This is a genomic window from Chryseobacterium sp. HNCC26DJ238, from assembly GCF_057180465.1.
Window position 1 is genome coordinate 90726 of record NZ_JBXUGI010000013.1, and the last position, 16928, is coordinate 107653.

At 35.4% G+C, this 16928-nt stretch carries 17 protein-coding genes; 1 reads left to right on the forward strand and 16 read right to left on the reverse strand.

Annotation, left to right across the window (positions count from 1 at the left end):
• Positions 1 to 42: 42 nt before the first annotated feature.
• The 10 genes from AC2A07_RS13400 to AC2A07_RS13445 form a co-directional block, all read right to left on the reverse strand.
• Positions 43 to 930: a hypothetical protein gene (locus tag AC2A07_RS13400; protein ID WP_484050832.1), complete on the reverse strand. Its 888-nt coding sequence runs from the start codon at positions 928 to 930 to the stop codon at positions 43 to 45.
• A 9-nt stretch (positions 931 to 939) separates the two neighbouring features.
• On the reverse strand, positions 940 to 2283 hold the full coding sequence (locus AC2A07_RS13405) for a beta-carotene 15,15'-monooxygenase (protein WP_484050833.1): 1344 nt from the start codon (positions 2281 to 2283) through the stop codon (positions 940 to 942).
• 5 nt (positions 2284 to 2288) lie between these two features.
• Complete coding sequence (locus tag AC2A07_RS13410; protein ID WP_484050834.1) at positions 2289 to 2696, reverse strand: hypothetical protein; 408 nt, start codon at positions 2694 to 2696, stop codon at positions 2289 to 2291.
• Between the two features lie 5 nt (positions 2697 to 2701).
• Complete coding sequence (locus AC2A07_RS13415; protein ID WP_484050835.1) at positions 2702 to 3067, reverse strand: DUF6804 family protein; 366 nt, start codon at positions 3065 to 3067, stop codon at positions 2702 to 2704.
• The gene (locus AC2A07_RS13420; RefSeq protein WP_484050836.1) at positions 3064 to 3681 is read right to left on the reverse strand and encodes a hypothetical protein; all 618 of its coding nucleotides are present in this window, start codon (positions 3679 to 3681) and stop codon (positions 3064 to 3066) included. The genes AC2A07_RS13415 and AC2A07_RS13420 overlap by 4 nt, the downstream gene beginning before the upstream one ends.
• Positions 3682 to 3695: 14 nt before the next feature.
• Positions 3696 to 3974, reverse strand: coding sequence for a hypothetical protein (locus AC2A07_RS13425; RefSeq protein WP_484050837.1), 279 nt, complete (start codon positions 3972 to 3974; stop codon positions 3696 to 3698).
• Between the two features lie 67 nt (positions 3975 to 4041).
• The gene (locus AC2A07_RS13430; RefSeq protein WP_484050838.1) at positions 4042 to 4209 is read right to left on the reverse strand and encodes a hypothetical protein; all 168 of its coding nucleotides are present in this window, start codon (positions 4207 to 4209) and stop codon (positions 4042 to 4044) included.
• A 133-nt stretch (positions 4210 to 4342) separates the two neighbouring features.
• Positions 4343 to 5008 carry a response regulator gene (locus AC2A07_RS13435; RefSeq protein ID WP_484050839.1) on the reverse strand — a complete coding sequence of 222 codons (666 nt, stop codon included), beginning with the start codon at positions 5006 to 5008 and terminating at the stop codon, positions 4343 to 4345.
• Positions 5001 to 6686: a tetratricopeptide repeat-containing sensor histidine kinase gene (locus AC2A07_RS13440; RefSeq protein WP_484050840.1), complete on the reverse strand. Its 1686-nt coding sequence runs from the start codon at positions 6684 to 6686 to the stop codon at positions 5001 to 5003. Before AC2A07_RS13440 ends, AC2A07_RS13435 begins: the two co-directional genes overlap by 8 nt.
• Before the next feature lie 61 nt (positions 6687 to 6747).
• Positions 6748 to 6957 carry a hypothetical protein gene (locus AC2A07_RS13445; RefSeq protein ID WP_314494739.1) on the reverse strand — a complete coding sequence of 70 codons (210 nt, stop codon included), beginning with the start codon at positions 6955 to 6957 and terminating at the stop codon, positions 6748 to 6750.
• Positions 6958 to 7336: 379 nt separating this feature from the next.
• Between AC2A07_RS13445 and AC2A07_RS13450 the strand changes: the two genes are divergently transcribed.
• Positions 7337 to 8143, forward strand: coding sequence for a hypothetical protein (locus tag AC2A07_RS13450; RefSeq protein WP_484050841.1), 807 nt, complete (start codon positions 7337 to 7339; stop codon positions 8141 to 8143).
• 40 nt (positions 8144 to 8183) lie between these two features.
• Here the strand turns inward: AC2A07_RS13450 and msrA are convergent, their stop codons facing one another.
• From msrA to AC2A07_RS13480, 6 genes are all read right to left on the reverse strand, one after another.
• Complete coding sequence (msrA, locus tag AC2A07_RS13455) at positions 8184 to 8744, reverse strand: peptide-methionine (S)-S-oxide reductase MsrA (RefSeq protein WP_484050842.1); 561 nt, start codon at positions 8742 to 8744, stop codon at positions 8184 to 8186.
• A gap of 303 nt (positions 8745 to 9047) precedes the next feature.
• Positions 9048 to 10016, reverse strand: coding sequence for an ROK family protein (locus AC2A07_RS13460; RefSeq protein WP_314494745.1), 969 nt, complete (start codon positions 10014 to 10016; stop codon positions 9048 to 9050).
• Positions 10017 to 10096: 80 nt separating this feature from the next.
• Positions 10097 to 11302 carry a PepSY-associated TM helix domain-containing protein gene (locus AC2A07_RS13465; protein WP_484050843.1) on the reverse strand — a complete coding sequence of 402 codons (1206 nt, stop codon included), beginning with the start codon at positions 11300 to 11302 and terminating at the stop codon, positions 10097 to 10099.
• A gap of 50 nt (positions 11303 to 11352) precedes the next feature.
• Positions 11353 to 13473 (reverse strand): TonB-dependent receptor, encoded by a 2121-nt coding sequence (locus AC2A07_RS13470; RefSeq protein WP_484050844.1) that lies wholly within the window; start codon positions 13471 to 13473, stop codon positions 11353 to 11355.
• Between the two features lie 9 nt (positions 13474 to 13482).
• Complete coding sequence (locus tag AC2A07_RS13475; RefSeq protein WP_484050845.1) at positions 13483 to 14679, reverse strand: PepSY-associated TM helix domain-containing protein; 1197 nt, start codon at positions 14677 to 14679, stop codon at positions 13483 to 13485.
• A gap of 34 nt (positions 14680 to 14713) precedes the next feature.
• Positions 14714 to 16912, reverse strand: coding sequence for a TonB-dependent siderophore receptor (locus AC2A07_RS13480; protein WP_484050846.1), 2199 nt, complete (start codon positions 16910 to 16912; stop codon positions 14714 to 14716).
• Positions 16913 to 16928 lie beyond the last annotated feature (16 nt).

Sequence of the window (16928 nt, forward strand, 5' to 3'; positions counted from 1 at the left end):
AGGCGGAAATTTCTTTCCGCCTATCAATATAATGTAGTGTTTTTAGTTTTTACCCGCTATTGCTTTTAAAATGATCGGTTCAAGATTGGATGGCAGATCTGCCGATTTTATCTGATATTTTTTGATCTTCATTTCTTTGAACCAGTTTTGCCAATATTCTTTGATGACATCGGCCTCGAAGGGGTTTCCTTTTGCTGCGTTTATTCCTAAAACAACAACTTCAAGATTATCAAGATCTTCATTCGCTTTTACAAAACCTAAACCTTTATCCTGAATTTTATTTTTGAAGTCCGAAGAATTTAGTTTTAAAGATTTTACGAGTTCCGGAGTGAGATAAGATGTTTTTTGACCTTCGGAAAATTTAGAATCTTTGTGATAAATATAACCGTCAGTTAAAATGAAAAGTACATTTCTGTGATCATCTTTGATGCAGTAATCTTCGACTTTGTTTTTGAAAAACTCCCAAATATCAGATCCGACATATTTTTTATCTTTTATCGCTGACTCATAAATCTGCAATGGCAACGAAGAATATTTTTTTTCAACTAAATTGATGTTCTCTTTCGTCGTGTTTTTGTCAAAGGATACTTTTAATTCCTTTGTGAGTTGGTTCATCTTCGGATCTGAAGGTTCAGGATTGAAGAAAACCTGCATCTGATCATTGAGCTGAATTACTTTTTTGCTTTTGATATAATCTAAAAATCCTTTCTGAATCGCTTTAATGTATTCCGTGTCTCTCTGGAAATATTCCATCGTCGGATTTGGATTTTTTTCGGGATCAATTCTGTCTGAAAGATCAATCAAAATACTTACATTCAGATTTTTCGCAGAATTATTTGTCTGAACTGAATTTTCTGAAACTTTTTCTTTCGGCTTTCCACACTGAATGAAAAATGCAGAAGCAATGATGAAGTAAAATATTTTTTTCATAATTAATTTTTATAAAACAGACATATAAACAGAGTTCTGACTATCAGAATTTGCTCCTACTTTATTCAGATTGTAATTATATTGCTTCTTACATTCTTCTATCATTTCCTGTTTTACTGATTGAGAAACAGCTAATTTTTCACTCATAAATGTAATCCAGCCCTGCATATATTCTGAAGCGTAGAGTTTGTAATCTTTGGTAGGAATAATCACCCCGTCAATAATATTCTGAAGTTCTTCAATTCTGCCTTTCGCTTTGGCAATCAGTTCTTTGATACTCCCAATGCTGTTTCTGATCTCTTCTTTCTGTTTCTCGAAATCAACAATTCTCTCCTGATGAACCAGAATGTCTTTTTGTCTTCTGATCTGTTCGTTTTTGATCTTGTCTTTTTCTTTATGTTCTTTCATGACAAAGTCGAAAACCAGTCCCCAAATAATATATACTATAAATCCGGCGAAAATAATTCCCCAAAATTGATTTTTGGTAAAAGCTATTTTGAGATCGAATGGGAGAGACTCAAAAGTTTTGTTAAGTTCATACAATTTAGATTCAATTTCATAAGCCAAAATGGCATCAAACACAAACGTGATGACAAATAACAAAGCGACTTTAGAATAGTTGACAAAGCTTTTATTTTCACCAAACATGTGAATCAAATAACCCAAACCTAAAAAAACAAACGGAATCAAAGTAACAAAAGCACCTTCGAGAGGTCCTTCAGCCCAAGCTTTGTTGAAAGCCTGCGCATCAAGAACACTTTGAATGATATTTCCATTCGCATCAAAACTTTTGAAAAAAGCAGAATAGGAAGTCGAAATATAAAAAGCGAAAAGGTATAAGCTTATCGGAACCAAAAGAATCAAACCAATCCAGAATTTCGTAGAGGCACCTTTTGTTGCTTTTACGCTGTACGCTTCAGGATTTCTCGGAATATCATTGATTTCAAATTTCAAACCTTCAATTTTATCCTGAACGTTTTTAATATCTTTATCAATGTTGTTAAGCTTATCTTCCTTGTTGTCTAAAGAAACGGTAAGTCCTTTGATCTCGGTTTCCTTATTTTTCTGTTCGTTGAGATAGGGCTCTTTTAATTTACTTTGCTTTTCGACGAGTTGCTTTTCTTCGTTTTGAAATTTAGAGTAAATAGCGTCAAGGCAAATTGAAAGAGCAGTATGATTTCCGCTATTTCTGGTTCCGTCTCTATAACCGGATTCATGATACGTTCTTTTGCGACTTTCTTCTGTAGTTTCTTCGTCTGAAGATTCTGTCTGTGAAATCTGACTTTGATTTTCATCAATTGGACCAGTCTTTAATCTGAAAAGATTTTGAATATTTGAGGTAATGGCATTCATAGTGATCAGTGTTTTAGGTCATTGAGAATATTCGTTTTTGTTTTTCCATTCTTTACTGCTTCGATAAAGTAATCTGCAATATCTTGTATGTTTTCTTCTAAGAATCTGAACATTCCTACGTATTTTTTGAGGGCAGAATATTCGTTTTCCGAAACAGTTCCGTCTGCCCAGATCATTACTGTGAGATCATAGAGATATTCTACTTTTTCTTCAATAGTTTCGGGGATCAGAGATTTTGAGTTAATTGGATTCAGAAGAATTTCATCTAAATTTTTTGAAGAAATGCCTCTGTCTTCGGCTGATTTGTAAAGTATTTTAAGCTCTAACGGACTAAAATCTTCGTCGCAAATCGCCATTTGATATAATCTTAAAAAATGAGCTTTAAGATTTTCGGGTATTTGTATAGTTTCCATAGTTTTTATTTGATTATTCGGTCTCTTGTTCGTGGAATTTCTTCATTTTTTACCTTTGTAGCTTTTTGCTCTTTTACTTTCTTCAGGGGATTTAAACTGATGAGGTAGAAAAGTAATAAAAGCCCGACGATAATATCTATTACAATCCATACAGGTTTCGAATGAAAGTAAACCGGAACAACAGGATTGAAAATAATAAGGATCAGGAAAAAAACAATAAACCAGAATCTTTGCCTACTGTTGTACTCATTAACAATAATTACCAGTGCCATTACAGATACTATTATTCTGAGAAAAGTGTAGTAACCAATCGGTAAATTTAAAACACCAAAAAAACAGCTGAGTGCGGCAATAATGATAATATATTTCATGGTTTTTTAAGTTTTACCGCCTCAATTTTTTTAATTAAATAATTGGGAAATCCTTTGTCATATGGACTTGAATATCTAAAGCTCCTACTGATTTTTTCTTTACTGATGCTCCATCCATAATTTGATACTAAGTCTAAAGCATCTTGAGGAGTTAAATTATTTTTATTGAAAGAATGATTTACATCATCGAATGCCCAATTATCAATTGTTTTCTTTGTGATTGGACAAATATCTATAACTTTATTATTGTAATAGAGAACTGATAAATAAATTACATTACCATCCTCTGTTTCAAAATTAGAGTTTTGAATAGATATTAAATTCGATTTCTCAATTCGATCTCCATTATAATCAGATGTAAAAGTTAAATATTGATTAGAAATAGTTTTCTTGGATTCAGAGTAACTTTCTGCAGAACCCGATGAATAAGGTGATGAGTTTTGAGAACCACTAAATGAATAACTACGTCCGTAATTATAGCTTCTTGTATGTGGTCTTACATGTGTTCCATCTTTTTTTGTATATCCTTTTACACTAGTACTCCTTCTTTGTGCCTCAATTTGAGCCAAAAAAGAAAAAAAGAAAATTATTAAAAGTGAAAATTTGAGTTTCATGATTATTATTTTTATTAGTTACAGCTTGAACAATATGATCTGTCTACGTATTCTTTGCTATTTCTTGCGATATAATAGCAACCGCCTTTTTTCCCAACATACAGAGTATGTCCATCATAAGTACAACTTCGATTTGCAGTTGATCTCGATTTTCTAGTTTTTCTTTTTTTCTTTTTTTTTCCTTTAACAAAAGAAACTTCGGTCATAGAAGTTGTGTTATATGTTGAAGCAAAAGTATTTGTTGGTAATAATAAGCCTAAACCTAAAAGACTTGTAAGAAGTAGTTTTTTCATAGAAGTAATTGTTTATTAACTTTTTTTAAAAACCCAGTGACTATTCAAAATAACCACTGGGGAATTTTTAAGCGTATTGGATTAATTCCCAAGTAACCGCATTTCCATTGTAAGGAGGCATCCTGTTTCCTTTTGAGATTGGAGCTGTTGTAGATGGACTACCTATAACTTTCCAAACTCCTGATTCAGGACAGTCTTCACCTGTCTTCGCTTTCGTACCTAATGGTTTTTTCATAATAAAATTTTTTAATTGTTTAACACTCCAAAAGTATAAACCTTTCAAAATCAATCCTTACGGGAAACCGTAAAACGAAAGAAACCTTTCAAAAAAAATGAAAGGTTTGATAAATGTTTTAATAAAAATGGGATTAAATAATTCCCCAATCTTTGCAAAGAGCAATCAGTTGTTCGTTATTGCCGACTCCTAAAGATTCTTTCATATTATTGAGACATTTTTCCACACTGCTCAAGCTGGATGGTTTTATGTTGTTTTCTTTTAAATACTCAGGGATGTTTTTCTGCATCATACCTTCTGAAAGTAATTTCACAAGAATAATTTCAAATCTTGTAAAATCATAAGAGTTTTTCGTCTTTATCGAATTTTTGATATTAGTTGAAATATATTTTTGATTACTAAAGACAGCTTTTACTGCTTGTTTTAATTCTTTAAGATCTTCCCGACCTTTGGAAACGAAACCATTGATTTCGTGAGTTTTGAATAGATCATCAACAATTTCGGCTCTGTCTTCTATTGAGAAAGAGATAATCTTAATAGTTGGAGATTCATTTTTGATAATATTTATTAAATCTCGGCCATTCGTTATCTGTTGTTCTCTGTGATCACGTACAAACGAAAGATCGGTAATAAGTAAATCATAAGGATTTTTTTCACGAATGCTTTTTTTGATCTTCATTAAGGCATCATCGCAATACTGAACATTATCTATTGTTTCAATTTTTAATTCTTCGAGAGCTTTTTGTACAGAAGAATTGTAGCTCTCGAAATCTTCGGCTATCAGTGCTTTTTTAAACATAATTATTAATTTTTGCTGGAAATGAAAGGTTTATTTTTAAACCACTTTCTGTTTTCGTGTCAAAATTAATCGTTCCGCCAATAGAATTTATACGGGATTCCGTATTCTGTAAACCATTTTTAGGAGAATGTATTGAAATTCCTATACCATTATCAGAATATGAAATATTAATCAGTCCATTTTCCCGTGAAAAATCAAGAAGAACTTTATCTGCCTCGCTGTGTTTTTTCATATTGATCATGAGTTCCTGTAAAATATAGAAAATTTCAACTTTAGAATTGTCCGGAATATCTTCCCACAAAGATTCTTCATTGCCTATAATGGGCACTTTAATTGTTTCTGAGGAGTAAGATTTTAGCATTTGAGATAAATGCTGTGAGAAATTATGCTCAATATCTGCATCGTTTTTTTCATAAGATATATCGCGTGAAATCTGATAAATTCCATCAAGTTTATAAAGTAAAACTTCTTTATTCATATCTACCGTATTTTCCACTTCAGACATTACATGATAAACCTTATTGGCTACTTTGTCATGTACTTTTTTGGAATATCTAAGTTCTGTATTTTTTACTTCGAGTTCTTTTTCTTTTTCTTTTTCTTGCCTAATATGTTTTTTTCTTTTTTCGTTCCAAAAGTATCCTAAGATCAAGATCAATATTAAAATTCCTAATCCAAAACTCAGATAAATTATATTAATTTTACTTTCAACATTTTTAAGCTTTAAATCTTTATTCTCAATATCTTTCTTTTCTACATCATACCTTATTACGGCAAATTGTTTTTTGGCTTTGTTTCTGGCAGTTTGTGTGCTGTCATTTATTGCTGTTAATCTTTGAAAGTTTTTCAAATAATTTGGTTGATCAAGAGCAATAATTCTTTGTAATGCATTTATTTGATCTTCAGGTATTTTTGTTTTCTCTGCGGTCTCTAAAAGTTTATATGCATATAATAAAGATTTTTCAGGCTCCTTATAAAAATAATAATCTGCTAATGTCGAAAAACTTGAATTTTGTCCTTCTAAATTTTTTTTATTTTGTCTGATTTTTAAAGCTTTATGTAATTCTAGTAATGGATCATAATTTTGATTTTCAAGAAACTTAGCTCTAGCAAGATTATTAAGTGCCTTTGCATAAATTAAACTGTCTTTTGTTAAAGTCGCTAATTCCAAATGCTTTTTAGCTTCTCTGTATTTGCCTAAAAGTATAAGTGCATCACTAATATTATTATTATATACATATCTATTCTTATCATCATTTGAAAGTTGTAAAGCTTTTTTGTAAAAAGAAACAGATTCTTCATAATTTTTTAAAAAAGTTGATGAAATTGCCATACTATTGTAATTGGCAGCTAAAGTACTTTTTACAATACTATCATTCTCATCCCGTAATAATTTATTAGCTTCTAATGAAGTTTCTATACTTCCGTAAAAATCTCCGTTATTAGATTGAATAATTGCCATATTTACCAATGATTTCCCCGATCCAATTGAATCGTTAATTTTGAGATAATCATTTTTTGCAAGATTAAAGTAATAAAATGCAGAATCTGAAGTATTTTCACTTGCAAATTTTTTAGCTTTTTCGTAATTTTTTTTGGAATATACTTCATCTCTTGTTTTTACTTTGTTACAAGAATAGAAGATTAATAATATCACAAATATATAATTTGGTCTCATAAATTAGTTTTTATGCAAATTAACAAAAAAGGACAGATAAAAATCTGTCCTTCAATAAATGTTAAGGTCTAGGAGGCGGAGTTTGCCCAGTATTTCCAGTTACCGGTCCACCCGTTCCACCATCATCACCGGTTCCCGTTCCCGGATTAAATCCTGTTCCGCCTCCAGAATCTTGGGTTGTTACTGTTCCTCCGTTATTATCATTGCAATTTGCATTTCCGTTATTGTTTCCGAATGCTAAGCCAAGTAGCACTAAAAGTAGTTGAATCATTTTGTCAAAAAATTTATTGTTAAAGCATTCGTGTTCTTCCCTGCGAAACAGATCGCAGACAGTGTTACACGTTTAAAAAAAATTGAAGCGCTTCTAAATTTTTTGGGAAGTGAACCTTCAAAAACGGAAGAGAAACATCTGCTTCCCAAGCCGGAGTTTTCTTCCGTTTTATCAGGTGATTTTGAAATCAGTTTTGTACATTTGTTTTTTGTAATGTTTTGTTTGTCACTGATTTCTATGGCAAAGTAACAATGAAATGAGGGGTGAGGGTTAGAGAGTTTTTGGAAAGTTTTTGGAAAGTTATTTTTGTGCGGGATTATGGTAAACCGTAATGTTTTTCTGAAGAAATGTTTTAATTTCCCCGATAATATCCATGCGTATGTCAAAATTTTTACCCGAGCGAAAAAAATTATTAGAAGAGGTGTATGAGAAAGCCTCAGGAGAGACACCGGAAACATCCTTCAGTGGAATTGCCAAGTATCTGGAGAGAGTTCTTTTTGATGATTATCAGATTACATTGAGCTATAAATCCTTTGAAACTTATTACAAATCAATTGTTGATAATGAAGAGGATTATAATATTAAGACCATCATATTAGATGATTTAAGCAGGTATTTGGGATATGACAGTTTCAGGGACTATCATTCAGGATGGAAAAGTTTCGAGCATAAAGTCAATCAGGCGATTTCTAAGATTGTTATTACTGTTATCAATAAACCTCTTCTGGCAATGCCGGAATTCATGACAAAGAAAAGCAGCATTGGAATTGCTGGCGTACTGGTTATGATGATTTTTTTTACAGGAAATAGTCTCTTGTCAAATGAAAAAGGAGAAGAGGGAAGTAGAAATGTAAGTCTGGGATTTTTTGGTTCTGCTAAAGAAGAAAAGAAGAAAGAATGTATGTATTGGGGAGGTGACGAATACAAGTTAACCTACTGTGATGATAAGGATCCTAAAAACAGTGATCTTAAGCCGATTGATACGGTTTTACTGAGACATTTTAAAAGAATCACCAGGCCGGATACCCTCACCGTAGAAAATGCAATGGGAATAGTATGGTACGATAAAAGCGATAATAACGTTGAGTTTTTTAACAATTATGGGAGACATCCCGAAAATGGGAAAGCATTAAAAGATGTGACTCCAAGGATTTTGGACAATTATGCGGGAATAGAGAGTGAATAAAACAGCAACAAAAAAGCGAAGATTTCTCTCCGCTTTAGTTTTACTCTGAATCTGCCTCAAGCATACCCAGTTCTCCGAAATGTTTTTTGAATTTCTGAATTTTAGGACCTACTACTGCGCTGCAGTAAGGTTGATTGGGATTGACGTGGTAATATCCCTGGTGATACTGTTCTGCCGGCCAGAATTTTTCAAAATTCGTCACCTCAGTTACATATTGTCCGGGCCATTTTCCTGATGCTTCTGATTTTTTAATCGCTGCTTCAGCATTTTCCTTTTCTGTTTCATCTTTAAAGTAAATCACGGAACGGTATTGTGTTCCGATGTCATTACCCTGCCTGTTAAGCTGTGTAGGATCATGAAGAAAGAAAAATACATCCATCAACTGATCATATGAAATAACTGACGGATCATAAGTGATCTGTACCACCTCAGCGTGTCCTGTTGTTCCTGTACAGATTTCTTCGTAAGTCGGATTGGCAGTATGTCCTCCCGAATATCCTGAAATTGCAGATTCCACCCCTTTTAGCATATTAAAACAGCTTTCTACACACCAGAAACATCCGCCTCCAAAAGTGATTTGCTGTAGATTATTTGTATCCATATAGATTTATTGTTGTTTTTAAATATTTCGTTTGATAAACTCTGTAAGTCTGAAAACGAAATCAAAATTATGAAAAACTTTTCCATTGGCAGAGGGTTTCGGTCTTTAAGAATAAATTACAGCAATAGATTTCACAAATCACCAAACTTAAAATTAAAATAGATCGATCTTTACGAAAAACGATGTCTCTTAATACATAAACATGATGAGAAGATAAAAGCGTATGGGTTGATTTACAGGAATTATAGAAGCAAAAAAGCATTCCCTAAAAAGAGAATGCTCAATATTTTTATTTGTTTCGGATTATTTTTCCCAGACCAAAGCACTTGCGCCTAATATAGCTGCGTCAGCCTCATCCAGTTCACTGAAAACAAGTCTTACTTTATTTCTGAAAATCGGAAGAAGGTTTCTCTCCATATGAAGTTTTGCAGGATTTAAGATAAAATCGCCTGCTTTGATGACCCCTCCGAATAATAAAATGGCTTCAGGGGATGAAAACATCACAAAATTAGCTAATGCCTCACCCAGTTTCTGTCCTGTATATCTGAAGACTTCAATCGCAACAGGATCTCCTTTCAAAGCACATTCATGAACAGTCTTGGAATTGATGGTATCTTCAGGATATTGGTTCAGCATTGATTCCGGGAACTCTGCTCTCATCTTTTTTGCAGTAATCGCAATCCCTGTTGCAGATGCATACGATTCAAGACTTCCTTCAGAACCTGTACTCCAGTGTTTTCTTCCGCCGGGTTTAACGATAGTGTGACCCAGTTCTCCGGCAAAACCGTCATGACCGTAGATCAGATGTCCGCTGGAAACAATACCGCTTCCTACACCGGTTCCCAAAGTGATCATGATAAAATCTTTCATACCTCTTGCAGCACCGTACATCATTTCACCCAAAGCTGCAGCATTGGCATCATTGGTCATTTTGCAGGGCTGTCCGAACTGTTCGGTCATTAAATCTGCAAAACGGATCACACCTTTCCATGGAAGATTGGGAGCCTGCTCGATAGTACCTCTGTAGTAGTTAGCGTTTGGGGCGCCTACACCGATTCCTTCAATCATTTTTTCTACGCCATGCTCATCGATGAGCGGCTGGATCTTTTCATGCAATGCATCAATGAATGCTTCCGGAGTAGCATACTCATCCGTGGGTAAAGACCCTTTTGCTAAAATCTGGCCTCTGTGATTTACTAAACCAAATTTAGTATTGGTTCCACCGATATCGATACCTAATGCAACCTGTTTTGACAAATCTACTACTGACATTTTCTTATTGTATAATTTCGAGGCAATAAATTTATAAAAAAGATTGTATTAATAATGATTAAACAGATATTTATTTAGAGTCACACTGCTTTTTTTGTCTTCTTGCGTCTTCCCCACCAAATCATAAAGCCTGTAACGGGAAGGGAAGCACAAATCAGGCTGACAATAAAAGCGATGATTTTAGTTGGCAATCCCAGAATAGAGCCGACATGGATGTCGTAATTGGCACCCACGGTTTTTTCACCAAAATTTTTATCTTTCATATCATGGGTATGAAGAAGCTCCCCTGAATTTTCATCAAAAATCAGGCTGCTGCTTTTGTGATATGAGTAAGACAGATGTTTTACATATACCTCAAAATTCGGATGCTCATGGTCATCCATGTGAGGATGTCCAAGGTCGATGGAGAAGCCGTAAGAGTTTGGATATTTTGCTTTTACGGTATTGCTGATCTTATCCAGGGTTTCCTCTGTTCTTAACTCTGTCGGAGCCTTCGTTTTGATAGATGAAAAGTCAGGATATTGAGTGCTTCCACCCGAGAAAATGAAATAAAATGCTGCCTGAACCACAAAAAACGCATAGAACAGACCGGTCAGTGAAAAGATTAAAGCAAATATAGATGTGTAAAATCCAAGGACATTATGAAGGTCATAGTTTTTTCTTTTCCAGCTTTTTACGTTTTGCCATTTGAAAGAGAATCGCTGTTTTCTTGCAGCTTTGTTTTTAGGCCACCACAGGATAATCCCTGAGATCAGCATAATTACAAATATGATCACAGGAATTCCAACCACATAAGTTCCCCATTCCTGCTTTAATAAATAGCTCCAGTGGATCATTTTTACGATCTGGAAAAAACCGTTTTTTTCGTCATACGTTTGCAGAACTTTCCCGTTGTAAGGATTGACGTAAGCCACTTTGTAAATAGGGAACTCATCGAAATAGTTCCATCCTTTCGGGTCGTGTTCGTACCAGTAAAAAAGGTAAGACATCTTTTTATCAATGGGAATATTAACCCAGTGTACAGGGTATTTCTCTTTTACCTGTGCAACCACTGATTTTTCCAGAACCCTGATCGGCAGGATCTCTTTCTGATCAATATTCTGCTCATTATGGTAAATAACATCTTTCCGGGTGAAATTTTCAACTTCATCTTTAAACACATACAGAGCTCCCGTAATTGAGATAATAAAAATCAGGAACCCGATTCCCAATCCGAACCACAAATGCAGTTTTCCCGTCCATTTTTTAAATGCGCTCGGCTTTTTCTTATGATGTCTTTTCTTCATACTGTATCAAAAGTTCTGCAAATATATGCTTTACTTTTTATTTAGATTAATTAAAATTTATATTCAATCATCAATGTTCCCCGCATACCTAAAGCGTTGGTAAAGTCGGAGTCTCTCGCCGCCCACCAGGCGATTGCAGGTTGATAAAGCCGGTTAAAAAGGTTTTCTACTCCTACAGCGATTTTCCAGTTCTTATCGATGTCATAGCTTGACCGGAAATTGAAGACAGTATACGACGGTACTCTCCCTTCACCATAAACATACAATCCTGTTTTTGCATTCGGGCTGAATCTGTCCTGTTCAAACGCATGAAGCATATCTAATCCTGCGGACAAATGACCGGTAGGTCTTACCTGAATATAGGCCAAAACTTTCGGGGCGGAAATCCTGCTGTTGTTGATCTTTGTAGAATAATCACTGTCGTCTTTCGGGGAGGTAATTCCTTCTATCCAGCTATAGCTTCCTCCGAAAGAGATCCACTGTACCGGGCTGAAATGTAAAAACCCTTCCACACCATACACCACCTCAGGAGCCCTCTGAATCATCAGCGCCCGGTCCGGACTCTGTATAAAAGTTGCCCCCAGTTTTGAAGTACTGACATAAGATGTAATTTCGTAATTCAGCCATTTTGTGATCTGCCCTGTTGTTCCAAGCTCATAATTATTGACGATGATAGGCTTTGTTTCCAAGTTGTTGATGGTCTCAGATGTTGATGTTCTGAGAATCCTTCCCAGCTCATTGATGGAATAAGACTGTGAAAAGCTTCCGAAAAGGTTGATCTGAGGATTGATATTATAACGGAATCCTATGTTTCCCACTAATGCATTATACTCAAGGTCACCTCCTTTTACAAAAATGCTTTTGGTGAAAGTTCCGTCGTTTTTAATGGACGATAGGGTGTTGAAGTCACCTACCCTGACTTTTATGTTTTCATAGCGCAGACCTCCTTTCAGGATCAGCTTTTTAAATAAATCGATTTTCACGAGCATGAAAGGAGCAATGTTGGTCATTTCCATATCCGGTGTCCAGTATCTTCCGTCTTCCAGTTTCTGAACGGTTTTGTCATTTAAGATATCGGCTCCGTAAAGAACTTCCCCTTGAGAATTCCCGGTATTCCAAAGTTCGGTGTCAAAATTGAATCTCGCCCCTTTCTTTTTAGAAATAACATTGGACTGCCCACCGTTTAGGAATGTATCACTGTATCCGTAAACGGTTCTGAAGTCCTGAAGATATAGATTGATATTTAAAGAGGTACCTCTCCAGAGATTGCTGTTATCATAGCTGATCTTGAAATTGTGATTTCTCGGAGTTCCCTGTGGCGTAGTCTCCTGATTTTTAGCCGACCCTTCGCCAATTGTCGGCGTTATACCGTATTTTCCGGTTTTAAGACCGAGATCAAGATCGGATTTTGAAGCATACCCGATGTAAGAGGCTTCTATATGCTGTTTTTCATTTATGGTATAACCCAGTTTCAGCATTCCGTTATAGTTATTCATACGGGCCGGGCTGGAAGTAGGGCTGAGGCTGATCCCGTCGGCATCTTTCATATATCCGGTCTTTTCATACGCCATGGAGGCCGTATAGTCCAGCTTTGAAGTTACTCTTCCGGAAAGCAGCTGACTTGCACGGAAACCCAGCGTTCCTCCATAAAGCTGACCGGTAATTCCAATCTGCGACTGTCCTGAAACAATACGGCCGCTGCCCGCTTTTTTAGTGATGTAATTGATAATCCCTCCGTCGGATCCGTTCCCATAGATTGATGTGGCGCCCTTGATGACTTCAATCCTTTCGATCACCGAAGGATCGATCGATCTGATGTCCCTGGAACCATTTCTCAATGGAGTTGATTGCGGAATTCCGTCAATGAGTACCAGGACCTGCCTTCCTCTCAGGGTCTGTCCGCTGTTGGTGGTCATCCCCGAGCTGGTCGCAAGACTGGGAACGGTGTATTGCAGAATATTGGTAATGTCAGAATTTACGGTAAGTTGAGATTGGATCTGTTTTTGGTTCACAACCGTAACAGAACCCGGGACTTCTTTGATATTTTCCCTTTTTCTGGAAGCGGTAAGAACAACTTCATCAACGTCTTTGACCTGTTGTAGAGAATCTTTTTGCTGTGCTGTAATGATAGTGGCAGCTAAAGTAGCTGCGGATAAAATAATCTTCTTCATGCTGTTTTTTTAATTCCTTTTTTTTTTCTTTTTTCCGATCCATACTAAAAATCCGGTCACGGGCAATGAAGTACAGACAAGTCCCGCCAGAAACCAAATAGTTTTTCCGATGATCCCGAAATAAGACCCTGTGTGGATATCGTAATTGGCATGAGCGTATTTTTCTGCGGTGCTAATTTGCTGATGGGATTTGTTGAGTAATAATCTTCCTGAATACTGATCAAATACCAACTGATTTCTTATGGCAAATCTCCCTTCTTCTCCGTACACGGTTACAGGGAGGTTCTGTAATTCTTTTCCTTTTTTGTTTTTTCCGTTCAGCGGGATCCTGAAACTTGATGAAGCCGGATATAATTTTTGCGTTTCCTGTGAGGTAATATCAAAAACGGCATTGTTTTTCCCGGCTGACGAATCAGGGGATTTGATTTCCTTTTCTTTTGGAAGTTCAGGAGAAGAGGAAAGCGTAATGTTAAAAGCATTTTTAACCCAGGGATAGGCAAAATAAATTCCTGAAAGGCTCATTATTAAAGCGATGAATGAAGCATAAAATCCTAAGATGTTATGAAGATCATAGTTTTTTCTTTTCCATGTTTTTACGTTTTTCCAGTTGAATGAAAAACGTCCTTTTCTCATTTTTTTATTTTTGGGCCACCAGAGAACGATTCCGGTTATGAGCATGATGATAAATAAAACAACAGGAATTCCTACAACATATTTTCCCCAGTCTGCTTTTAGCAGCAGACTCCAGTGGATTGATTTTAAAATAGGGAAGAGGTCGTATTTTTCATTATAAATTCCTAAAATCTGACCTGTGTAAGGATTAACATACACTGATTTGTTGATCTTTATTTCATCAAAATAATTCCATGCTTTTTTATCCTTTTCGTAATAGAGAAATTCGTATGATCTGTTTCTATCCAGATGAATTTCAACGGAGCTTATCTGAGTTTTTTCATTAATTTCCTGTGAAACTTTTTTGCGAAGCAGCTCAACAGACAGTGTTTTCTGAGTAATTGTTTCAGGTTTTACATACATGACATCTTTTCTGAGCAGATGCTGAATTTCGTTTTTGAAAACATATATTGTACCCGTTAAAGAAACAATGAATACAATAAAACCAACGGATAAGCCGAACCACAAATGCAGTTTGGCTGACCATTTTTTTGTAAATGATGGTTTATTTTTATGATGATTTTTTTTATTCATAAAAAAAAGCTAGCCATTGGCTAGCTTTTAATATTTAAAATTTATATCCTATTGATAATCTGAAGTTTCTTGGAGCTTCTGCCTGATAATAATAGTAACTGCCATATGGTGATCCTGAGTACAGGAATCTGTTAAATACATTAAATATATTCAACCCTACTCTGAATTTTGAGTTTTCCCAGGAAGCACCGGTATCAAATTTCACATAATCATTCATATCCTGTTGAGTTCCTGTATTTGCCCATGACCACGTGCTCCTGTCGGCGAGGTACGTTCCTCCGAAAGAAAGTCCGAATCCTTCTAAAGCTCCTCCGGTAAATGTGTAGTTTAGCCATCCGTTTGCTGTATGTTTAGCATATCCGGGAACTCTCATTCCTACTGGATTACCAATCGGATCGTTTGATTCAGTTACTTTATTTTCTGTAAAAGCATAATTAAAAATTGCATTGAAACCTCTGGCAATTTCTCCTTTCAGATCAAATTCTACCCCCTGAACTCGTGTTTTTCCCAGTAAGATTGAAAACTGCTCAATAGGGCTGTTCGTAGGATCGCTTACAGTTGCATTATTTTTTATAATGTTATATGCTGAAATTGTTGTATTCCATTTTCCTCCCAGCCAGTCTTTCTTTACCCCTATTTCCATATTGTTTCCGGTAATAGGTCTCACAGTACTTCCATCTCTGAAAATTGCAGCCTGTGGAACAAAGGACTGATCATATAAACCATAAACAGATGTGCTTTCATCGATAGAATAGCTAATCCCAATACGTGGAGTTATTTTATCTGCCTCGGATTTTGTTCCATAACTGTTTTCTTTAACATTTGTATAACGTGCTGCAAGAGTTAGTCTCAGTTTATCATCAAGAAAACCTAATTCATCCTGTAAATATAAGCCTGTATAATTCTGGTCAAGTGTACTTCCCGAACCTGCTCTTACTGAAAGTGGTTTTGTTTTATCAAATGGCAGATAAGCAGTCGTGTTATTTGGTCCGCTATAGGCACCTGCTCCATTAATATCATAATTATTGGTATTTAAATTATACCAGTAACTGTAATCAGCTGGTAGAGAGTAATTATCGGTCTGATTATATTTATCAAGATTGTAACCTTGAGACCAGTCTGCCATATATTTTTTACTTCCTAAATCTAACCCTGCTAATATTTTATGTGAAACGATTCCTGTTTTTGCATAACCATTTAAAAAAACTTGTCCGAATTTCATAGTGTTGTCAGCTTCCCAATATCCCAAACGGCGGATCATGTAGTTGCCTTCAAAATTACTTGGCCATAGGTTACTTCCCATGGTATATTCATTAATATAGGTTAATTGAGAAGTTAATTTCCAATTTTCATTAAATTTATGCTGTAGATTTACATTAACGGTATTATTATCCACTTTAGTAGGATCGATGCTGGGATCTGTAGCTGTGTATTCTACAGGTCTTGTTGCATAACCTTCATAACTAAATACATAAGCAGAACCTACCTCTGACATTTTTGCCTTCTGATAAATATATTCTGCTGTTAAAGTGGTTTTATCGGAAAGATTTACTTTAAGTGATGGATTGATTATATATCTGTCATTAAATTCATAATCTCTGAAACTATTTTTGTTCTGGGCCATTAGATTCAACCTGAAAGCTACTTTGTCTGTAATTTTAGTGTCAATATCCGTCTCGCCTCTATACATATTAAAACTTCCCAAGGTTACTCTTGCGCTTCCGTTTAAGGGATTTCCGGTTGGCTTTTTAGTAACAATATTATAAATACCACTTGGCTCTCCATTTGACATTAGAAATCCTGAAGGACCCTTGATAAATTCAATATGATCTACAAAAGACATATCTTCACTTAGCGGCCCCCAGTTTGAAGTTACATTTACTCCGTTCATAAAAGCGGCAGCTCTGGAGCCTCTCATATTTACTCTAGTATACATGTCTCCCCAATGCTCTAGCCTCTGAGCTCCTGCAACATTTCTAAGAACACCGTCGCTCATGGTAGTTACCTGCTGATCTTCTAATGCTCTGTTTGTTATTATTGAAATGTTCTGAGGAATTTTAATAAGTTCTTCATCTAGCCTTATGGAAGAAGAGCCTTCTTTTTCTACATATTTCTTGTAGTATTTTCCATTAACTACAACTTCTTCAATGTCATTAGATTTTATTGTATCCTTTTCCTGTGCGAATGTTATCATAGAACCTAACAGCGATGCGCAGACCAATATTTTTTTCATGAAGCTTATTTTTTTG